Annotated in this window: 8 protein-coding genes, 2 tRNA genes and 3 rRNA genes; 1 reads left to right on the top strand and 12 read right to left on the bottom strand. The window is 36.9% G+C overall.

Features of this window, described 5'->3' with window-relative positions; translation table 11 throughout:
• Window positions 1-9: 9 nt before the first annotated feature.
• The 7 genes from ACRASX_RS09545 to ACRASX_RS09515 all read right to left on the bottom strand — a co-directional run bounded on the left by ACRASX_RS09545 (window position 10) and on the right by ACRASX_RS09515 (window position 14,232).
• Window positions 10-1,545, bottom strand: coding sequence for an aminotransferase class V-fold PLP-dependent enzyme (locus tag ACRASX_RS09545; protein ID WP_432221026.1), 1,536 nt, complete (start codon window positions 1,543-1,545; stop codon window positions 10-12).
• 79 nt (window positions 1,546-1,624) lie between these two features.
• Window positions 1,625-3,688 carry a cytochrome c biogenesis protein CcdA gene (locus tag ACRASX_RS09540; protein ID WP_432221025.1) on the bottom strand — a complete coding sequence of 688 codons (2,064 nt, stop codon included), beginning with the start codon at window positions 3,686-3,688 and terminating at the stop codon, window positions 1,625-1,627.
• 128 nt (window positions 3,689-3,816) lie between these two features.
• The gene (locus tag ACRASX_RS09535) at window positions 3,817-6,624 is read right to left on the bottom strand and encodes a M16 family metallopeptidase (RefSeq protein ID WP_432221024.1); all 2,808 of its coding nucleotides are present in this window, start codon (window positions 6,622-6,624) and stop codon (window positions 3,817-3,819) included.
• A gap of 283 nt (window positions 6,625-6,907) precedes the next feature.
• Window positions 6,908-7,939 (bottom strand): TlpA family protein disulfide reductase, encoded by a 1,032-nt coding sequence (locus ACRASX_RS09530; RefSeq protein WP_432221023.1) that lies wholly within the window; start codon window positions 7,937-7,939, stop codon window positions 6,908-6,910.
• A 100-nt stretch (window positions 7,940-8,039) separates the two neighbouring features.
• Window positions 8,040-9,458, bottom strand: coding sequence for a RagB/SusD family nutrient uptake outer membrane protein (locus ACRASX_RS09525; protein WP_432221022.1), 1,419 nt, complete (start codon window positions 9,456-9,458; stop codon window positions 8,040-8,042).
• Between the two features lie 11 nt (window positions 9,459-9,469).
• On the bottom strand, window positions 9,470-12,970 hold the full coding sequence (locus ACRASX_RS09520) for a TonB-dependent receptor (protein WP_432221021.1): 3,501 nt from the start codon (window positions 12,968-12,970) through the stop codon (window positions 9,470-9,472).
• A 110-nt stretch (window positions 12,971-13,080) separates the two neighbouring features.
• Window positions 13,081-14,232, bottom strand: a complete 1,152-nt coding sequence (locus tag ACRASX_RS09515; protein WP_432221020.1) for a FecR family protein — start codon at window positions 14,230-14,232, stop codon at window positions 13,081-13,083.
• 108 nt (window positions 14,233-14,340) lie between these two features.
• Between ACRASX_RS09515 and ACRASX_RS09510 the strand changes: the two genes are divergently transcribed.
• Entirely contained in the window at window positions 14,341-14,931 is a 591-nt protein-coding gene (locus ACRASX_RS09510) for an RNA polymerase sigma factor (protein WP_432221019.1), read from the top strand.
• A gap of 1,380 nt (window positions 14,932-16,311) precedes the next feature.
• Here ACRASX_RS09510 and rrf read toward each other — a convergent pair.
• From rrf to ACRASX_RS09485, 5 genes are all read right to left on the bottom strand, one after another.
• A 5S ribosomal RNA gene (gene rrf / locus ACRASX_RS09505) occupies window positions 16,312-16,421 on the bottom strand.
• A 152-nt stretch (window positions 16,422-16,573) separates the two neighbouring features.
• Window positions 16,574-19,459 (bottom strand): 23S ribosomal RNA (locus tag ACRASX_RS09500).
• Window positions 19,460-19,616: 157 nt separating this feature from the next.
• A tRNA-Ala gene (locus ACRASX_RS09495) sits at window positions 19,617-19,690 on the bottom strand.
• Window positions 19,691-19,778: 88 nt separating this feature from the next.
• Window positions 19,779-19,852: transfer RNA gene (locus ACRASX_RS09490), tRNA-Ile, on the bottom strand.
• A 216-nt stretch (window positions 19,853-20,068) separates the two neighbouring features.
• Window positions 20,069-21,584, bottom strand: a 16S ribosomal RNA gene (locus tag ACRASX_RS09485).
• Together the 16S, 23S and 5S rRNA genes with 2 tRNA genes alongside form the textbook arrangement of a ribosomal RNA operon.
• Window positions 21,585-22,609 lie beyond the last annotated feature (1,025 nt).

Here is a 22,609-nt window from a genome sequence, read left to right as displayed (position 1 = left end):
TAGTATTGCTTACAGAATAAACCAATTTTTGGTTATTTCTTTTTCGGTATTGAAATTTGCGTGGTGTACATACTCATTTTTTATGGCGTCGTACTTATAATCTACTTGCCATTGTTTAAAATGTGCAGCAACTTTCGCAATTGCGTCACAGCAGAAAATAATTTCGGCATTGGTCATTGTTGGGTGAATAGACATGCGGATCCAACCTGGGCGCTCAATCATACACCCTTCCTCGATTTTAGCTTTAATACTGTGCGAGGTTTGTTGATCTACATTCAATAAAAAATGCCCGTAAGTACCCGCGCAAGAACAACCTCCTCGGGTTTGAATTCCAAACCGATCGTTTAGTAATTTTACAATTAAATTAAAATGCGCATCGGTAATGTAAAAAGAAAAAATTCCCAGTCTATTGGTATGTTCTGCTGCCAAAATAGTTAGGTTCGGAATGATAGATAATCTACTAAATATAATCTTGTTTAACTCATGCTCGCGATTTATAATGTTTTTAATTCCCATTTTCTCTTTCAATCGAATGGAAAGTGCAATTTTGATCGCTTGCAGAAAACCGGGTGTCCCGCCATCTTCTCTAGCTTCAATATCCGATACATAATCGTGTTCGCCCCAAGGATTGGTGTAACTAACTGTTCCTCCGCCAGGATTATCTGGAATACTGTTTTTATATAATTTTTTATTAAATACCAAAACTCCTGAAGTTCCTGGCCCTCCTAAAAATTTATGAGGAGAGAAGAAAATAGCATCTAAATAGGAGTCTTTTTCTAGCGGATGCATATCTATAGCCACATAAGGTGCAGAACACGCAAAATCTACAAAACACAAGCCGTCATGTTGGTGAATAATACGTGCGATTTTATGGTAATCGGTTTCAATGCCCGTTACGTTGGAGCAAGCAGTTACCGAAGCAATTTTAATTGGTCTATTTTTGTACTGTAGTATTAATTTTTCGAAACTATCAAAACAAATTAATCCCAACTCATTACACGGAATCACAACCACTTCAGCAATTGTTTCGAGCCAAGAAGTTTGGTTAGAATGATGCTCCATGTGCGTAATAAAAACAATTGGGCGTAGTGCATCTGGAACCTCCGTAAAGGATTTTAAATTTTCAGAAACTTTAAGACCTAAAATACGTTGTAGTTTATTGATAACGCCTGTCATACCAGAACCTTCTGTTATTAAAACATCATCTTCACTAGCGTTTACGTGCGTTTTTATAATGGCTCTCGCATCATGATAGGCCATTGTCATTACCGAACCCGTAATGGCGGTTTCGGTATGCGTGTTCGCGACGTAAGGACCAAATTCATTCAGTAATTTTTCTTCTAACGGGCGATACAATCTTCCACTTGCAGTCCAATCGGCGTAAATAATTTCTTTTGGACCGTAGGGCGAATTAAATTTTTGACTGGTTCCAATTATATTTTCTCTGAATTGTTGGAAGTACAATTCTAATTCAGAAATTTCGCTACTCTTTTTGTCAGAAAGTGGAGCAAGTTCTTTTTTAAATAGATTTGCTAAAAGACTCATAATCTGTGGTATTAATTTACTGTTTAGAATAAAAAAACACTCCGTTAAAAGAACTAGAGTGTTTTTCTACAAAAATCATTTATTTTTTAAAATTTGCAATTCCAGCTTTTAGCCAGTTTTGGTATTCCTCAGCATCGGGTGTATAACCCACTGGCTCAGTTAAATTTTCGCCATCGTGATCTGTCAACGCATAAAAAGGCTGTGCGTTTGCTTTGTATTTAATAGTTTGAAATTCGCTCCATTTTTGACCTGCATATTTCAGCTGTTTTCCAGGTCGCAATTTTGATTCTATCACTTCTCCTTCTGGAAGCGGTCTTTTATCATCTACGTAGAGCGAAATAAGTACTACATCATTATTAAGAATAGACAAAATTTGATCCTTTGGCCAAACTTGTTGTTCCATTTTTCTACAGTTTACGCAAGCATATCCTGTAAAATCGAGCATCACTGGTTTGTTTACTTTTTTAGCGTACGCCATTCCTAAATCATAATCGGTAAACGCTAAAATATTGTGCGGTGCCATTAAATGTGCACCTTCAGGAATTTCTTGCGCAACTGCTACTGCACCGCCATTTGATGCACCACCAACTCCATAAGGTGACTCACTGTAATGTTGTGCTGGAGGAAAAGCACTAATTATATTTAAAGGTGCTCCCCATAATCCTGGAATCATATAAATGGTAAAAGTCAAAGACAATAATCCCAAACTTAACCTTCCGACAGATATGTGCGTTAAAGGCGAATCGTGTGGCAATTGTATTTTTCCAAAAAGATAAAAAGCTAACGTTCCAAAAATGGCAATCCAAATCGCTAAGAAAACTTCACGTTCTAATAAATGCAATTGTAAAACTAAATCTGCGTTCGATAAAAATTTAAACGCCAAAGCCAATTCTAAAAATCCTAAAACTACTTTTACGGTATTCAACCAGCCACCCGATTTTGGCAATGAATTTAACCAACCCGGAAAAGCGGCAAATAAGGCAAATGGAATGGCCAATGCCAATGAAAATCCTAACATTCCGATAATTGGTCCCACTTGATTTCCACCTGCTGCTGCTTGTACTAATAAAGTTCCTACAATGGGTCCTGTACAAGAAAAAGAAACAATAGCCAAAGCTAAAGCCATAAAGAAAATTCCGATTAGTCCACCTTTATCTGCTTTTGAATCGACCTTATTTGCCCATGAATTGGGAAGCATAATTTCAAAAGCACCCAAGAAAGAAACTGCGAAGACCACTAAAAGAAGAAAGAAAATCACATTGAACCAAACATTAGTAGAAAGCGCATTTAAAGCATCGGCTCCAAAAACAGCACTTACTATTGAGCCTAAAAGCACATAAATAACCACAATCGACAAGCCATAAATAATGGCATTTTTAATTCCTTTAGCTCTGTTTTTACTCTGTTTGGTAAAAAAACTGACCGTCATTGGAATCATAGGGAAAACGCAAGGTGTCAATAAAGCAGCGAATCCAGAAAAGAAGGCTATTATAAAAATAGCCAACAAACTTCTGTCATCCGATTTTGTATCTTGAGCAGTACTACTTTTAACCACTACATCTTGTTTAACTTCTGCTTGTACTTCAGAATCTGTTACACTATCCTTTGCTAGAGTAACTTCATCTAAAGTTTCCGTTTCAACAACTGTCGTTTCATCAATGGCCGAACTTTGATTTGCTTTAACGCTCACTACCGTTGCTGGAATTTCAAAATTTAAGTCTACGTAAGATGGTGGCAAACAATTCGCATCATTACACACCATAAACTCTACTTCTCCCGAAACTTTGACTACTTTTTTAGAAATTACATTGATGCGTTGTTTGAAAACTGCTTTATTTTCAAAAAACTTAATTTTCATATTAAAAATAGGATCATTAACCGTATGTCCAGTTTCTTCTGAAACTTTTCCGATTAATTCAAAATCAGCATTATTTTTAAACGTAAAAGCAGTAGGAATGGGTCCGTTTTCAGGAACATTTTGAGAATACAAATGCCAACCGTCACCGATCGTGGCTTGCATTACTAAATCATATTTAGTGTCTGAAACCAGAACTACAGAAGTAGCCCATTTTACTGGTTTGTGTATTTGTGAAAATGCTGTAACACTTAAAAGAAGCGTTAACAGTACAATTAGTTTTTTCATTAGGCGGTAATTTTAGAGAATATTTGGTACAAAAAAGGGCCGCTGCATGAACGACCCTCCAAATTCTTTCGTTCTTTGATACTAATTCAAAAGACTTATAAAACTAAGTAGTAACGAAAGAAGTACTTTTATTTTTTGGGTTTAAATATAATTTCGAAGCTTTCAGAATTCTTTGTCATTTCACTAACAAATTTCTGAATGTCTTGTGCTGTAATGGCATTGATAAGAGCGACATTATTTTTAGGGTCGTTTCTATTAAATCCTTCAATAAAGAAATCGTACATTAAATTTAACTCGTAATCCGTGTACTCTTTTTGCTCTTTCAGTTCTTTTAAATAACTGCTGCGTACTTTGTCTAAATCTTCTTGATCAATAGTTCCTGCTTTTATTCTTGCAATTTCTTCGTGTACAATAGCCACTAATTTGTCTACTTTATCAGGATCACAATCAAAATAAACATAGAAACTTGCCAGCTGTTTCGGTCTTTTAGATAGCGAACTGTAGACACTCGCGCCATAAGTTCCACCTTCTTGTTCTCTCAATGTTTCTAGCAATCTTAATTCTAGAACATCTTGAAAAGCTTTCAATATATAGTTGTTTTTCAAACTGTACTTAAATTCATTTTTAAAGGCCATACGAACCGTTGCTTTTGGATCTTCCATAGCTAAGAAAACGTCTTTCGTATTCGTTTTCTTTAACCAAGCAACCGAATTATCCTGCCATTTTTCTCTGTTTTTTGATGTTGGCAAACTCGCAATATACTTCTCTAATAACGGTTTCAATGTGTCTTTCGAAATATCACCTGTGATAAAAAACACAAAATCACCCGAATTAGTAAAACGCTCTTTGTAGACCGATTGAATTTTATCGAAAGTAATATCTTTCAAATACTGTTCATCAAACAATCGCTTTTTAGCATTATTAAAACCGTACAAAGTGGTTGTAATAGTATCTTCCATTTTGTAAGCAATATCATTACTCCTTTGAATTAATGTATTGTTTAAGTTGTCTTGAAGCACTTTAAAACTATCCTCATCAAATCGAGGTTGTACAAATTGCAAGTGCACCAATTGCAACATAGTTTCGATATCTTTTGCGGTCGTCATTGCCGAAATATTTTCCTCTAAATCTGCGATACCAACTCTAGTGTTTACGTTTTTACCAGCTAATATTTTGGATAAATCACTCGCACTGTAAGCACCTACACCAGACATACCTGCTAAAGTACTCACCATTGCTGCAGAAGGAAGATCAGCATCTTTTACCAGCGAATTTCCTCCAAAACTAGAAGCCTCAAGTAACACATTGTTTTTTTCGATATTAGTAAATTTATAGTGTACTACCGCTCCGTTACTTAAAACAAAAGTGGTCGCTCCTATTTTTTTATCTATTTTTTCTGAAACAATTTTACCTGCTTGAATAGCAAGTCCATCGGTTAATGATTTACCAATAAATTCGTCTTTATAAGCCATTAAACTACCACCATTTTCTACTGCAACAAGTATTTGCAACGCCTCTTCTTTAGAAAGATTTTGTTCTCCTTCGACTCCAGTAACATCTAAAACTCTATTGGTAGGCGTGTATAATTTTTTAAGGAAAGCTTGCAAGTCAGCAGGCTTCATTTCATTAAAAATACTTTTTGCCAATTCAAATTCTTTAGGCACATCGGTCATGGCTTTATTATCTAAATAATTTTTCTGGATAGAATTTACTATTTCAGCATGCGGAATTTGGTCTATTTTACTAATTTTAGTTTGATAAAAATTAGTATAAACGGCGATTGTTCGGTCAATTTCTCCTGGAGTAAATCCAAATTTAATCGCTCTATTTAACTCTTCTACAGCTACTTTAAATGCTTTTTGCTGTAAATTAGGCTTCGGTGAAATTACTAATCCGAAAGTGTTTTTGGCTCTTGCTAAACTTTGGTACATTAACGTTGCAGAAATAAATGGCGAATCTGGTTTTTGCGCAATTTCTCTCAATCTTGCATTGATCATTCTGTTTACCATCCCGCTATACAACGATTTTTGAAAATCAGCCACCGTTTCGTCTTTCAATGATTTGGGCTGATTGATGGTAAAAGAGATATACGAAGTAGAAATTTCTTTATCCGTTCCTAAGTTATATAGCATCTCTTGATTATCAGGAATTTGAGTCACAACTCTTTCTAACGGATTTTTTACTGCTTGAATTGGAGAAAATATTTTTTCAATTTTTTTCTCAATTTCAGCCACATCAATATCACCCACTACAGCAATTGCTTGCAAGTCGGTTCTGTACCAATCGTGGTAAAAATCACGTAAAGTTTTATATTTAAAATTATCCACAATGTCCATTAACCCTATTGGCATACGGTCGGCATATTTGGTGTTATTGTACATGGTCGGAAGTGATTTTTTAAAAAGACGCATGTACCCATTTTGTCTGGTTCTCCACTCCTCTTTAATAACGCCACGCTCTGCATCAATTTCTGCATCATTTAACAATAAACCGTCTGCCCAATCGTGCAATATCAATAACGAAATGTCTACCAAACCAGGAACATTGGTCGGAATATTATCCATATTGTAAACCGTTTCATCAAAAGCTGTGTACGCATTAATGTCTTTGGCAAAAACAGCTCCATGCTTTTGTAATGTATTTAAAACGCCTTTTCCAGGAAAGTTTTTAGTTCCGTTAAAAGCCATGTGTTCTAAAAAGTGCGCCAATCCTTGTTGATCATCGTTCTCTAAAACCGAACCTACATTTTGAATGATATAATAGCTGGCCACATTTTTTACTACATCTGTTTTGTAGATATAATACGTCATTCCGTTTTTAAGGACTCCTTTCTTAATTTTAGAATTTACTGGAAGCGGTTCATTCAATTTCACTTCTTGTGCACTGACTGCACTAATTGTGAGGAAAAGAGAAACTAGAGTGAATAAATTTTTCATTTTTTAAAAATAATGTTAGTTGTATTTCTGAGTTTTCAGGGTATTTATTTAACTACTGTAGCATAAGTTTTTAGTTCTACTATTAATTTACGGTATTTAAAAACAAGCAATAGCATTCCTACTCTTTCTTAAAATAAATTTTAAAAAGAGATTTCAACATGAGAAAAATAGTGGTAATACCACAGGAAAATAAAAAATAATATTTTACTAATAATCATTCCGCCACTTCCCCCAAAGAAAGCGGAACGAAAATTATATTACTTAATATTTTCGCTGTGATACATTAAAGATCCAATGAATTTAACAATTCAGTTAATTCTGGTTCTGAAGGTCGTGGCGCATCCGCACTCACAATTTTTCCTTCTTTATCTAAAATTATAAAACGTGGAATTGCTTGTATGTAATAGCCAGCAATAAATTCAGATCCGATTTCGTTATCGGCTAAAAGCTGAGTTCCCGTTAACTTTTGCGCTACAATCATCTCACGCCATTTTTTTTCGTCAGCTAAACGGTCTACAGAAATACCTATAAATTTGATGTTTTTACCGTGAAATGCTTTTTCGACTTTGCTAATAAACGGCATTTCATATTTACATGGTCCGCACCAAGTTGCCCAAACATCAATAAAAACATAGCTCCCTCTAAAATCAGATAGAGACGATTTTCCACCTTTATAATTGATATAATTTTTAAATTCAGGCGAAGCCATTCCCACACCTAATTCACTTTTATTTCTTTGCTCGTCCAAAAATTGCTGTGTCAAAGAAGTATTGAATTCTTGTAATTTTATTAATTGAGTGCTTACAAAAGCAGTATCTAAAATCGCTTTTTGCTTGTCTAACTCTGATTTAACATCTCCTGAAAACGCAGCCATTTTAGAATCGAAAGTCGCTTTATCAGAATTGATAAAAGCATTATAATCTGCTCCAAATAATTGGCCTTCCAGTTTAGATTTAACTATTAAAAAATCATTTTCTTTAGTTCCGTTGCCTTTAAAAGTTAATGTTTTAGAAACATTTTTTGCATCAAAATTAATTTCTAAATCCATATCGTTTTTAAGATAAAGACCAAAAAATTTATCATAAAATGCATTAAAGTAAGCCGCCTCTTTTAATTTAATCGTGTCTCTGTAAGATCCGTCTTGGGCAACCGCAATGGTCACTGTTTGTGAACTAACTGGATCAAAAAGTCGTAAACCTAATCCAGCAATTGGGTTCGTTATTTTTCCGTGTAAAACGACATAATCCTTTGGTGGCGTAGCGTTTTGACAAGACATCAAAACGATTAGTAATGCTATGAATGTTATATTTTTCATTTTTTTATATTTTATAAATTAGATATTAAAAAAACAAGAGTGTAGCAGTTGCTGCAATGCAATTTTTGAATACCACACTCTTGCTTACATTGTCAGTGAATTAATAACCCTTGTTTTGAATAACTGACTTATTCCCTGTAATTACTTGTAGTGGTATTGGTAATATAAATTTATCTTCAGAAATAAGACTTGACTTTATTTGCGAAGCTGTTAGATTTCCTAAAGTATGATAGCGCACAAGGTCGAACCAGCTTTCTCCATTTTCAAAGAAAAGTTCTAAGATTTTCTCCTGACGAATGTCTTCTAATAAAGTTGCTTTGTCTGAAAGATCTTTTTCTGTAACACCCGCACGAATTCTAATTTCGTTTAGATCAGTAAGTGCTGACGAAAGATCTCCGTCTTGTTGGCGTGCTTCTGCTTCTGCTTTTATTAAATATATTTCGGCCAAACGCAAATGATACAACGTATTTCCTTGCGATTGTGTTAAGTCTTGAAAAGGATATTTTCCGTTTCCATTCGATTTTTTTGTACTAGCAGCGTACGCAAAAGCGAAACGTGGATCATAACCAGAACCAGTACCCGATAGACTACCATCAGTTTCGGATCCAAATTGCGCATCTGCCAAAGATTTTAATGTTTCGCTAGCGGCAGTACTTTTAACCAATACCATTGCCGTTTTACCTTCATTGTCTGGTCCAGTAAAGGGTGCGAAAATCACTTCAGATGAGTTGAAACTATTTTTAAAAATATCAGCATAATTCGCTTCTAACATATACCCTTCGTCGTTATTAATGACTGCATTAGCTAATGCCGCGGCTTGAGTAAATTTCTTCTCGTACAAATAAACTTTAGACAATAACGCTTTGGCAGCCAAACTTCCTGAGTAAAAATGATCAATGTAAACAGGTCCTTTTGCTGATGCATAAAGTAAATCAGCTTCGATCTGGTTGTATACTTCTTGCACCGTATTTCTTGGTTTTGCTTCAAGATCCGTTGAAAAACTAGTTCTTAAAACCACACCATGGTTAGAGGATAAGTCATAAAATTCTCCAAAATAACGAAGCAAATTAAAATAAGCAAAACCTCTTTGAAATTTTGCTTCAGACAGCATTTCCGCTTTTTTATCATCAGCTATCCCAATTGCTTTTCCTGCTTCTAACTCTTGTATTAAGAAATTACAAGAATTAATAATTTTATAATGTCCATTGTATAAATTAGCCAAAAAGATATTATCAACGGGTACTTGGTTGGTCACAAAACCTTTAGAACCAACTAATCCGGGCGTTAAATTACCTTCAATACCCAAACCCGCTAGATGCAATGGAAAAGAGCTAACATCGAATGCTTTACCTAAATTGTACACTCCATTAAGAACCAGTTGCGCAGACGCTTCGTCTTTAATTGTATTTTCGGATGTTAATTTATTATATGGTTTAATATCATCCACACTACAGCTCGAAAAAGTAGCTGCAATTGCAAAAATTAAAACCGTATTAATTTTTTTTATATATCGTTTCATCTGTTTTAAATTTAAAATTGTAGTTGAACACCTAAAGAGAATGACTTAGCTAGTGGATACGGATCTTCATTACTTACTTGATCAATTATACCTCCTCTTTCTGAGAAAGTTTCAGGATCAATCCCAGGCCATTTGGTCCATGTTACTAGATTTGTTGCGGTTAATGTAAGTGTTGCTCTTTCAACTCTAATTTTGCTTAATAAATCTTTGTCTAAATTATAGTTTAGCTGCATGCTTTTTAAACGCAAATACGAACTGTCGTACACATATCTATCTGAAACTCTTCCGTTCGCAGAAGGATCGGAATACACTGTTTTTGCATAACGTGCGTTCGAATTTTCAGGAGTCCAAGTATTTAAAGCATATTCACTATATTTATTTTCTCCCAAAACATTATACGTTCCGATTGGGATCGCATTCCAAATTGATTTTGCTCCTACTGAATATTGAAACAAAGCAGTTAAGCTAAAGTTTTTGTAAGCAAATGTATTTGAAATTCCGCCGAAGAAGTCTGGTTGAATACTTCCAATTATAGCTCTGTCATCAGTAGTGATTTGGCCATCTCCATTTACATCTTCCATCATAAAATCTCCTATTCCAGTTGAAAATTGATCGTAATATCCTGAAGGTGACGCATCGTTTAAAGCATCAACTTCGTCTTGTGTTTGTAATATTTTAGCGACTTTGTATCCTTTAATAGTTCCTACTGGCTGACCTTCGATAAAGTAATCCGATTGATTCGGATTGATATTGGCTCCGTTTAATTTTAATAATTTATTTCTATTGAATGACCAGTTTACGGTAGTAGACCAAACAAAATCATTACCTCTAATAATATCACCACCTAAACTGATTTCGATTCCTTTATTAGAAACATCCATAAAGTTTGAGAAGTAAGAGCTAGGTCCTAATTCTAAAGGTAAAGGTGTTTTAACTAAAGCACCGGTTGTTTTTCTTTCATAGATATCAAAACTTCCTTTGATTCGATTGTTAAAAAAACCGAAATCTAAACCTAAGTTCACTTCGTCTGTAGTTTCCCATCCAATTTTTGAATTAGGAAAATTATTATCTGGAAGTACAGCAGACTGACCATTGTACAGATTACCCGATTGATTTTGAAAAAACTGTAAGTAAGCGAAATCAGATACATTTGTAGAACCTACTCGTCCTGCACTTGCTCTTAATTTTAAAGTATTTACCGCTGTAATATCATAAAAAAACTCTTCATTAGAAATGTTCCAGCTGGCTGATAAAGAAGGGAAATAACCTCTTTTATTACCTGGACCAAATTTTGAAGAAGCATCTGTTCTAAAATTCACAGTGGCATTATACAAATTTTTGTAACCGTAGTTTAAACGAGAGAACATGGAATACAAGCCTGTTTCTACACGAGCACTACCATAACCAATTGCTGCTCTCGCAGAAGAAGAATTATTTAGGATTTCATCATCAGGAAAACCTGAATAGGTATTGTAAGAACTATTAAAATTTGTTTTGTCCCAAGCAGCACCTGCTAATAGACCAAACTTGTGGTTTGAGATTAAGAAATCGTAATTAGCTGTGAAGTTTGTCGTAATATTAGAGATTAAACCATCGTTTTCATCCAAGATTGATTCTCCAATATAATCACCAAAAATAGTCTCTACAGTAGCAGGAATAAATGAACTGTTTTTATTATAAAACAAAGAAGCATTTACATCCGTCTTCAATTTAAAATCCTTTAGCAACTCTACTTCAACGTAAGCACTACCAATAAGGTTATACGCCTTTTTGTTTGTGTTACTAGCTAATCTCATTAACGGATTCGGCTCAAACGTTTCAAAGTAACCATACTGATAATCAGGCTGTGCTAATAATTTTCCGTTCACATCTCTTACCGGTAAATCTGGACGTGCACGAGCGATAGAACTATTAATAGTATATTGCGTTAGAAGATCATTTTCTCCAGAGTTAGACTCGGTATGACCTACATTAATCGAGCTTCCCATTTTAACACGGTCAGTTACGTCAGTATCCAATGAAAGTCCTAAATTATATTGCTTCATGTTGTCTTTTATAGTCAGACCTTCTTGATCTATAAATGAAGAACTGAAATTATAATTGGTTTTATCACTACCACCGTTCATACTAAAGTTCGCTTGTTTTGTTACTGCCATACTTCTAAAAACTTCTTTGTTCCAATCGGTATTTGCAGTTCCAAAATAATCAGTATTTAATCCATCATAAGTAAGCTCGCCAAAATCATTTTCGCCGATAGTAGCAAGACCCATTAACTCATATCCATCTATTTGAAAGTTATTTGCAGCATCAATACTATTGGACAACATTAAATTATAGTACTCTTTATATTGACTCGCGTTTAATACGCCAACTTTACCTATAGGTTTTGCTAGTGTAGTTGCGTATGAAAAGTTCACCTGTGGTGCTTGTCCTTTTTTACCTCTTTTTGTTTTAATAATAATTACCCCATTTGCTCCACGAGAACCGTAGATAGAAGTCGCTCCAGCATCTTTCAAAACATCAAAACTTTCAATATCATTTGGATTTAAAGTAGACAATGGATTAGCGCCTTGTAAGGCATCTATATTAAAAGGAACTCCATCAATAACATATAACGGCTGATTTAATCCACCGCCTACTGAAGACAATGGAGAAGTAATTCCTCTTATATTAATACGAACAGGACCACCTGGTCGTCCTGTATTTTGCGATACTTGTACTCCTTTTACCAATCCTCCCAAAGCTCTATCAAAACCAATAGATCCAGTTGCAGCTTGAACAATATCTTTGGCACTTACCGAAGAAACAGCTCCAGAGAATTCAGTACGCTTTTGCTTGCCATAGCCAACAAGTACTACCTCTTCCAATTCATTCATTTCTTCAATAAGTATTATTTTCAGCGCTTCTTCACCGCTAAAAGCAATACGCTTTGGCTCGTAACCTAAATGAGAGAAAATTAAAATTCTTCCAGAAGAGGTAGTGACCAACTTAAATTTTCCATCGAAATCGGTGGTCGTTCCAAATTTGGTACCTTCCATTGTAATGGAAACTCCAACCAAAGGAATTCCGGCTATATCAGTTACCATACCTTTTATTTCTCTTTGTTGAATAGAAAAAAGAGGTGTCATTTCTGGCTCAGTTTTAATTGTAGTTGCTTTTTTAAGTATAATTTGATTACCAAAAATTTGGTATGAAATGTTAGTTTCACTAAACAATTTTCCTAGAACTTCGACTAGCTGCTTTTGTTTTACATTTAAATCAATTTTCTGGTTGACATTTAATTCATTTCGATTATAAAAAAAATGGAAATCTGTTTGCTCTTCTATAATTTGAAAAACATTGGTCAATGCAGTACCATTAACTTCAATGGTAACTTTACTTTTCTGTCCGTACGTACTAGAGGCATTAACTTGTAACAGACTGGTGAATAAAAATAAAAGTGTGAATTTCATCTTCAGGTTTGAGTTATCCAAAATGCGCCATAACGCACCTGTAATTGGTTGTTTTTTCATAAGTTTACAATGGTTTAATTTGATAGTTTAAGATTAAATCAATTTTTAAAATGATTGGGAAGGTGTTGGCGCACCTTCCTTTTTTTTCGATTAATTATTTTTTACATATTTTAAGGTTTGGTTATCGTTACTACTTTATTTTTAATGGTATAGTTAAAATCTTTATAGGTTTGAAATGTCCTTAAAACCTGCTCAATATTTTCGCCTTTAAAAGTTGCAGTGACTACAATATTGTTGAGCTCTGCGTATTTATTTACAATATCAACATTGAATTTTCGCTCTAACTTATTGGTAATAACTCCAAACGAATCATCGATGAACATTAGTTCGCCCGAAACCCAAGCCACATACTTACGTACATCAACTGCCTCAACGCTTAACTGTTTGTCACCAAAATAAGCACGGTTTCCAGGTTTTAAAATAACCTCTTCTTTATTAAGATGATCCGATGCTGCAACTTTTCCTTCTACTAAAACAGCAGAAGTTTTTGCATCTTTAACATACGAGGTAACATTAAATTTTGTTCCCAACACCTTTACATTCATATCTGCAGAACTAACCAAAAACGGATGTCTTGGATCTTTAGTTACATCAAAAAAAGCTTCTCCATCTAAAAACACTTGACGATTTTCTCCTTTTATAAATCTAACCGGATAACGTAAAGAAGTTCCGGAATTTAAATGCACATTGGTTCCATCTGACAAAATTAATTCGAAACGTTTTCCGTTTGGTACATTAATGGTATTGTACAGTAAGTGCTGCTCGTCAATTTCGCCTGAATACACAATCTTATTTTTATCCTGTTTCCCGATAATTTTACCAGATTTATCGGTTACGTTTTTTATATTATCAGGATTGATTACTTGAATGCTTCCGTTGTCAGATTGCAACGTAATCAATTGCTCCTTTTCATTCAACAGGACTGGATCGTCAGCAACTAATCCGCCATTTTTCTGATATAAATAAAATGCGCTAATAAAAACTAAAAGTACGGCTGCATATTTTAAGTAAGATTGAACTCTACTCTTAAAAAACATACTTCTTTCTTGTTTGATTGTTTGCAGTAATTTCTTTTTGGCAGCATCAAGATCAAACGTGTGCAAAGCGTAATCAACCGTATAATTTATTTTTACAAAATCGTTAAATACTTTTTGATTTGCAGTATTCGCCTCAAGCCATTCGGTAAGCGCATCAATTTCATGTGAAGTAGCTTGATTTGTAATAAATTTAATAAATAATTGCTCCATTATGTTTACGGCCATTTTTGATTCTTTATACTATAACGAAGCAAAAAAGCAATACCCTAACAAATTGACAATCTTTTTTTATAATTCGTATGTTTTTAATTATTATTGCTTTAATTTGTTTTCGTGAAAATTGACATTTATAGCGACAATGATAGCCTAATTGCATCCCTAAAAAAGGGAGACGAAAAAGCATATGCCTATTTGATGGATACACATTACCAAAAACTTTGTGTATATGCCAACAGTCTTATCAGAAATCTGTTTGCTGCCGAAGATATTGTTCAAAACGTATTTGTTCGCTTGTGGGAGCAACGCATTAAACTAAAATCACATCAATCCCTAAAAAGCTTTTTATACAAGTCTGTCTACAATGAATTTATCGACCAATACCGTAAAAATCAATCCCTTTCTACTCTCGAAAAAAGTTACTTTGATGCTTTAAATGCAGTTGTACTCGATGATGACACCGAAACGTTTGAGCGCGTCATGTCGGTCATCAATAGAGAAATTCAAAATCTTCCTCCAAAGTGTAAAGAAGTTTTTATTTTAAGCAAAAAAGAAGGCTTAACTAATGCAGAAATTGCAGACTATCTCAAAGTAACTGTAAAAGCTGTTGAGGCTCAAATAACAAAAGCTTTTTCGTTACTGAGCGCTTCATTAGAAGAAAAAGGTAGAACGATCTTGTTCTTACTATTTGGTCACGGAAAACTGTAAAAACAGTACAAAGCTCGTACTATTTATCTTTAGAGGTGCTTTTGAGTACAACTATTACATTTGAAACCTTTACCTCTTCAAAAAAAATACAACAAAAAAAAATTAAGTCGTTTTTTGAAGTTAATTTTTCAAGAAATTATTTGCTAAAACAACCCATTTACTTGCTACTGCTATCCTTAATTTATCAAACTCTAACGTCTCATTATTATTTCGTCTGAAAAATTAAATTTATGAAAAATAGTAATGAAGCAAATCGCTGCAGCAATTATTTAAATATAAGAAAAACTACACACCGCTTAGGGAGATAAATCGCGTAGGATAGTAATTTTGAATTCTAATGAATACGAAAAATGTCAATTATTATATTCTTCTATCTAAGAACGCCTTAACGCGTAAAATAATAATACAACAACTCTTTGGTTTTAAATAATTTAGAAAAAGAGACTCGAGCAGCTTTCTTAGAAGTTTATATGGGTAGCTTTGTAACTTTATTACATATAAACGTACTGCTGAAATTAGTATACCAACAGTCTATGCCGACAATCAAGATCTTTGTAATGAACACTTACGAACTTTAACAATACTTATGCTGCCACGACATAAAATTTAGTAAAGGAGCCAACAAATTATATCTAGGCAATAAAATTTATATAAGTAGCTCCACACCTTAGTTTCTTCAACCGATAATAAAATAAATTCCAATCATTTTGATTATTGCTGATAGTATTACGGTAATGTACGAGACTATTTTATAAATCCAACACGCTGATACTATAGGAAGATTAGTTCTTGTAGACGCTTTGTGCTCTCCAGAAATAGTTTTGTCAGGAATAGCTAAATGACCTAGCTAAATTTACTGCTGAATTAGCTTTAACTACAAGATCTTTTGGTATTTCCATGACTGGAAATAGAACAGTAGCAATACAGATATTAGAACATTCTTGAGAATAACTATGCGAAACTATATTGCATTACCATTCTGGGAAGAGTATTTTAATCTACTAAATTCTGATGTACGAGGCTTAAAAAATAGTGCTGGTTCGTAGGAAATTCAAATATTGAAGGAGTATTTTTAAAATAATTTACTAAATATCCATATATTGATCTCGAAATTATTGTTATAGAAGAATAATTTTTTACAGATGAAAATTTAGCGACTTACTGCTAAATCACCCTGAATAAGCTTTTAAAAAATATGTTACTAACCACAGTTTTTGCAGTCTTTTTTTGAAGTGTACACATAAAAATATTTATTTACTAAATACTTTGCGTAGAAGCAAGTAAGTTGTTTTTTATAACCAAACATAACCATTATCTCATAAATAGTATGACCTGTACAAACGAAAAAACCCTAATTCGTTAGAATTAGGGTTTTAAAAAGAAAGGCGACGACATACTCTCCCACATAACTGCAGTACCATCTGCGCAGGCGGGCTTAACTACTCTGTTCGGGAAGGGAAGAGGTGAGCCCCGCCGCAATAACCACCTTAAGGAGTTATAATTGCTTTGGGCAATAACTTAATTATTAATTATCAATTATAAATTGTTAATTATCAATTAAACAATATCTTAACATACTGAGATAAAGAAACGTAAATAGTATTAGAAAGGTTCCTCCCCCGACTTGCATCGGGGGAAAAGTGTACATAAGCTTACGGATTATTAGTACTACTCGACTATGACATTACTGCCTTTACATCTATAGCCTATCAACGTGGTCATCTCCCACGATCCTTAAAAGAAATCTCATCTTGTGGTGGGTTTCGCGCTTATATGCTTTCAGCGCTTATCCCTTCCAAACGTAGCTACTCTGCGATGCTCCTGGCGGAACAACAGATACACTAGAGGTTTGTCCAATTCGGTCCTCTCGTACTAGAATCAGATCCACTCAAATTTCTTGCGCCCACAGTAGATAGAGACCGAACTGTCTCACGACGTTCTGAACCCAGCTCGCGTGCCACTTTAATGGGCGAACAGCCCAACCCTTGGGACCTTCTCCAGCCCCAGGATGTGACGAGCCGACATCGAGGTGCCAAACCCCCCCGTCGATATGAGCTCTTGGGGGAGATCAGCCTGTTATCCCCGGCGTACCTTTTATCCTTTGAGCGATGGCCCTTCCATGCGGAACCACCGGATCACTATGCTCTACTTTCGTACCTGATCGACCTGTATGTCTCTCAGTCAAGCTCCCTTATGCCATTGCACTCTACGCACGGTTACCAAGCGTACTGAGGGAACCTTTAGAAGCCTCCGTTACTCTTTTGGAGGCGACCACCCCAGTCAAACTACCCACCAAGCAATGTCCCCCGTATTACGGGGTTAGGCCTCAGACAAACAAAGGGTTGTATTTCAACAATGACTCCACAACGCCTAGCGACGCCACTTCACAGTCTCCAACCTATCCTACACATCATTTGTCCAAGGTCAATACTAAGCTATAGTAAAGGTGCACAGGGTCTTTTCGTCCCACTGCGGGTAAACGGCATCTTCACCGTTACTACAATTTCACCGAGCTCATGGCTGAGACAGTGTCCAGATCGTTACACCATTCGTGCAGGTCGGAACTTACCCGACAAGGAATTTCGCTACCTTAGGACCGTTATAGTTACGGCCGCCGTTTACTGGGGCTTCATTTCAATGCTTCTTCTTGCGAATAACATCTCCACTTAACCTTCCAGCACCGGGCAGGTGTCAGGCCCTATACTTCATCTTACGATTTTGCAGAGCCCTGTGTTTTTGATAAACAGTCGCCTGGACCTCTTCACTGCGGCCAGCATTGCTGCTGGCGACCTTTCTCCCGAAGTTACAGGTCTATTTTGCCTAATTCCTTAGCCATGAATCTCTCGAGCACCTTAGGATTCTCTCCTCGACTACCTGTGTCGGTTTGCGGTACGGGTACTAATTACCTGAAGTTTAGAGGTTTTTCTTGGAAGCCCTTAGGCGCACTATCTATTTGTCCGAAGACTCCTAGTACTATCGTATTTCCCCAAGCCGCGTGGATTTGCCTGCGCAGCTTATAGGTAGGTACTTCAACGAACTATTCCGTCAGTTCGCGGCGCTTTCATCACTCCGTCACCCCATCACAGTAATCAGTAGTACGGGAATATTAACCCGTTGGCCATCGACTGTCCCTTTCGGGTTCGCCTTAGGTCCCGACTAACCCACAGCTGATTAGCATAGCTGTGGAAACCTTAGTCTTTCGGTGTGCGGGTTTCTCGCCCGCATTATCGTTACTTATGCCTACATTTTCTTTTCTAACCAGTCCAGCATGCCTAACGACACACCTTCAACCCTGTTAGAATGCTCCCCTACCACTTACAATAAATTGTAAATCCATAGCTTCGGTAATATACTTATGCCCGATTATTATCCATGCTCGTCCGCTCGACTAGTGAGCTGTTACGCACTCTTTAAATGAATGGCTGCTTCCAAGCCAACATCCTAGCTGTCTGGGCAGACGAACCTCGTTCTTTCAACTTAGTATATATTTGGGGACCTTAGCTGATGGTCTGGGTTCTTTCCCTCTCGGACTTGGACCTTAGCACCCAAGCCCTCACTGTTATGAAACATTATATAGCATTCGGAGTTTGTCAGGAATTGGTAGGCGGTGAAGCCCCCGCATCCAATCAGTAGCTCTACCTCTATATAACTTTACGCATAACGCTGCACCTAAATGCATTTCGGGGAGTACGAGCTATTTCCGAGTTTGATTGGCCTTTCACCCCTACCCACAGATCATCCCAAGACTTTTCAACGTCAACGGGTTCGGTCCTCCACTGTGTGTTACCACAGCTTCAACCTGTCCATGGGTAGATCACACGGTTTCGCGTCTAACACTACTGACTAAAGCGCCCTATTCAGACTCGCTTTCGCTACGGATCCGTGGCTTAACCACTTAACCTTGCCAGCAACGTTAACTCGTAGGCTCATTATGCAAAAGGCACGCCGTCACCCCACGAAAGGGCTCCGACCGCTTGTAAGCGTATGGTTTCAGGATCTATTTCACTCCGTTATTCACGGTTCTTTTCACCTTTCCCTCACGGTACTGGTTCACTATCGGTCTCTCAGGAGTATTTAGCCTTAGCGGATGGTCCCGCCAAATTCAGACAGGATTTCTCGTGTCCCGCCCTACTCAGGATACCACTATCCTTTACATTCATTACCTATACGGGACTATCACCCTCTATGGTTCTACTTTCCAGTAGATTCTAATTCTTCATGCAAGAAATATCGTGGTCCTACAACCCCAATATTGCCGTAACAACATTGGTTTGGGCTAATCCGCGTTCGCTCGCCACTACTTACGGAATCACTTTTGTTTTCTTCTCCTCCGCCTACTTAGATGTTTCAGTTCAGCGGGTTTGCCCACCTATCGGTGTACTATGTCTTCAACATAGTGGGTTGCCCCATTCAGGTATCTACGGATCAATTCGTGTGTGCCAATCCCCGTAGCTTTTCGCAGCTTATCACGCCTTTCATCGCCTCTGAGAGCCAAGGCATCCCCCATACGCCCTTATTTTGCTTATTGTACTACTCTTTAAGTCTAAAAAAATAAGTACTACGTATTAAGTTTACACCAAATACACAAAACTTACTCATTCATAACTAAAAAGTGTTCTTTCTACTTATTTTTTTACTATTTTCTTATCTCAATATGTCAATGAACTTTTTTCCTTTCGGAACTGTGGAGAATAACGGAGTCGAACCGTTGACCTCCTGCGTGCAAGGCAGGCGCTCTAGCCAGCTGAGCTAATCCCCCAATTTAATTATGAATTGTGAATTATGAATTATGAATACCATTCATAACTCCTCAACTCTAGAATTTCTTCTTCTTTTTAAGTAATTAGTTGTCTCGGACAGACTCGAACTGTCGACCCCTACATTATCAGTGTAGTACTCTAACCAGCTGAGCTACGAGACAATATGATCTTTTGATTTAAGTGATTTGATTCCCTTTGCTCTAGATCCTAAAATCCAGGGCTGAAAATCAGCATTAAACAATCATAAATCTGTACCTTTTACTTAATTGTATTATTTGAACTAACAGCAGAGTAATAAAATAAATCCTTCTTGAAACCAATAAAAATCTTCGTCTTTTTCCCAAGAGTGCAATAAATTGCTAACACTTAGGCTCTAGAAAGGAGGTGTTCCAGCCGCACCTTCCGGTACGGCTACCTTGTTACGACTTAGCCCTAGTTACCAGTTTTACCCTAGGCAGCTCCTTGCGGTCACCGACTTCAGGCACCCCCAGCTTCCATGGCTTGACGGGCGGTGTGTACAAGGCCCGGGAACGTATTCACCGGATCATGGCTGATATCCGATTACTAGCGATTCCAGCTTCACGGAGTCGAGTTGCAGACTCCGATCCGAACTGTGACCGGTTTTATAGATTCGCTCCTGGTCACCCAGTGGCTGCTCTCTGTACCGGCCATTGTAGCACGTGTGTAGCCCAAGGCGTAAGGGCCGTGATGATTTGACGTCATCCCCACCTTCCTCACAGTTTGCACTGGCAGTCTTGTTAGAGTTCCCGACATGACTCGCTGGCAACTAACAACAGGGGTTGCGCTCGTTATAGGACTTAACCTGACACCTCACGGCACGAGCTGACGACAACCATGCAGCACCTTGTAAATTGTCTTGCGAAAGATCTGTTTCCAAACCGGTCAATCTACATTTAAGCCTTGGTAAGGTTCCTCGCGTATCATCGAATTAAACCACATGCTCCACCGCTTGTGCGGGCCCCCGTCAATTCCTTTGAGTTTCAAACTTGCGTTCGTACTCCCCAGGTGGGATACTTATCACTTTCGCTTAGCCACTGAGATTGCTCCCAACAGCTAGTATCCATCGTTTACGGCGTGGACTACCAGGGTATCTAATCCTGTTCGCTACCCACGCTTTCGTCCATCAGCGTCAATATATTAGTAGTAACCTGCCTTCGCAATTGGTATTCCATGTAATCTCTAAGCATTTCACCGCTACACTACATATTCTAGTTACTTCCTAATAATTCAAGTCTAGCAGTATCAATGGCCGTTCCACCGTTGAGCGATGGGCTTTCACCACTGACTTACTAAACCGCCTACGGACCCTTTAAACCCAATGATTCCGGATAACGCTTGGATCCTCCGTATTACCGCGGCTGCTGGCACGGAGTTAGCCGATCCTTATTCTTACAGTACCGTCAAGACTCTACACGTAGAGTTGTTTCTTCCTGTATAAAAGCAGTTTACAATCCATAGGACCGTCATCCTGCACGCGGCATGGCTGGATCAGGCTTGCGCCCATTGTCCAATATTCCTCACTGCTGCCTCCCGTAGGAGTCTGGTCCGTGTCTCAGTACCAGTGTGGGGGATCTCCCTCTCAGGACCCCTACCCATCGTAGCCTTGGTATGCCGTTACCATACCAACTAGCTAATGGGACGCATGCTCATCTTTTACCGATAAATCTTTAATTACATCTTGATGCCAAGTCGTAATACTATAAGGTATTAATCCAAATTTCTCTGGGCTATCCCTTTGTAAAAGGTAGATTGCATACGCGTTACGCACCCGTGCGCCGGTCTCTAAGTAGCAAGCTACCTATACCCCTCGACTTGCATGTGTTAAGCCTGCCGCTAGCGTTCATCCTGAGCCAGGATCAAACTCTTCATCGTATATTGTGCGAGACAGATAAATCTATCTCTATTTATTTTTGACTCCGAATTATCTAGTGGTTATTCTCAAAATCTCTCGATTCTATTACTCTTATTCTTTGTTTTGAAATCTCTCTCAAAACGGCTGTCAATTCAATATGTCTAGGAACGTATTCTTCTGTATTTTAAAACCTCAATTCTCACTTGTTTAAGTGTCTCTCAAGGCGGCTGCAAAAGTACAAACTCTTTTCTAATCTCACAAGAAAAAAATGAAATTTATTTTGAGCCTTTTTACAAACTCTAAAACCATTCTTCCTTGTCAGTATCTCAAATGACTTGCGCCTTTAGCGGGGTGCAAATGTAAAACGTTTTTTCTTAGTACACAAACTTTATTTTGATATTATTTTTGAAGAAAATCTCCGCTGTAATATCTCAATTCGTAGTCAGTAAAAAGTAGAACGTGTCGCTGTTGCGGGTGCAAAAATAGTCACTTTATTTACATAAACAACCCTTTTTATTGCATTATTTCAATCTTTTTTTTTAATAAATTCTTAACTATTTGGAAACCTTAATCTTGTGAATACTTTATACTATTCTCTTTTTAGCATTTTACATCGCTTTCGATCGGTTTCTTAGGATTAACGTGGCTTATTTGCTTTTACTCTACTCCTCTTTCTTGCTTCTGGTGGGGTTTTAAGAGAATAAGTTGGGTATTAACTTTTAACTCTTTTAAAACTTCCCTGTTTTTATTGGGTTTTGAGAGGTTTAGATATCGCTTTCCAATAATACTAGGACTTCGAACTCGATTCAGTTAATCTTACTGCTGTATTTACTCCTTATATATAGGTAACAGAAACTTGCTTGATCTGAAACACAAAATTTAAAAAGAATAGCTAAATCATAGCCCTGGCAGCAGCGGCATCCTTCTTTTGCTTTCTTTAAGCAATAGAAGATACAGCGAATGACAGGAAATAGCTCCCGAAACTAAAAAAACTTCCTATACCTATATATAACGATAGATGTTGAAACATAAATATAAAAACTAA

It is taken from the genome of Flavobacterium sp. TMP13, assembly GCF_050847115.1.
GTDB lineage: Bacteria > Bacteroidota > Bacteroidia > Flavobacteriales > Flavobacteriaceae > Flavobacterium.
The sequence above is the reverse complement of the archived record's forward strand: the minus strand, read 5'-3'. Positions and strand labels throughout refer to the sequence as shown.

Bases quoted from the DNA above. Each gene is read 5' to 3' on its own strand.
- ACRASX_RS09545 (WP_432221026.1), bottom strand. From the start codon at position 1,545: ATGAGTCTTTTAGCAAATCTATTTAAAAAAGAACTTGCTCCACTTTCT.
- ACRASX_RS09540 (WP_432221025.1), bottom strand. From the start codon at position 3,688: ATGAAAAAACTAATTGTACTGTTAACGCTTCTTTTAAGTGTTACAGCA.
- ACRASX_RS09535 (WP_432221024.1), bottom strand. From the start codon at position 6,624: ATGAAAAATTTATTCACTCTAGTTTCTCTTTTCCTCACAATTAGTGCA.
- ACRASX_RS09530 (WP_432221023.1), bottom strand. From the start codon at position 7,939: ATGAAAAATATAACATTCATAGCATTACTAATCGTTTTGATGTCTTGT.
- ACRASX_RS09525 (WP_432221022.1), bottom strand. From the start codon at position 9,458: ATGAAACGATATATAAAAAAAATTAATACGGTTTTAATTTTTGCAATT.
- ACRASX_RS09520 (WP_432221021.1), bottom strand. From the start codon at position 12,970: ATGAAAAAACAACCAATTACAGGTGCGTTATGGCGCATTTTGGATAAC.
- ACRASX_RS09515 (WP_432221020.1), bottom strand. From the start codon at position 14,232: ATGGCCGTAAACATAATGGAGCAATTATTTATTAAATTTATTACAAAT.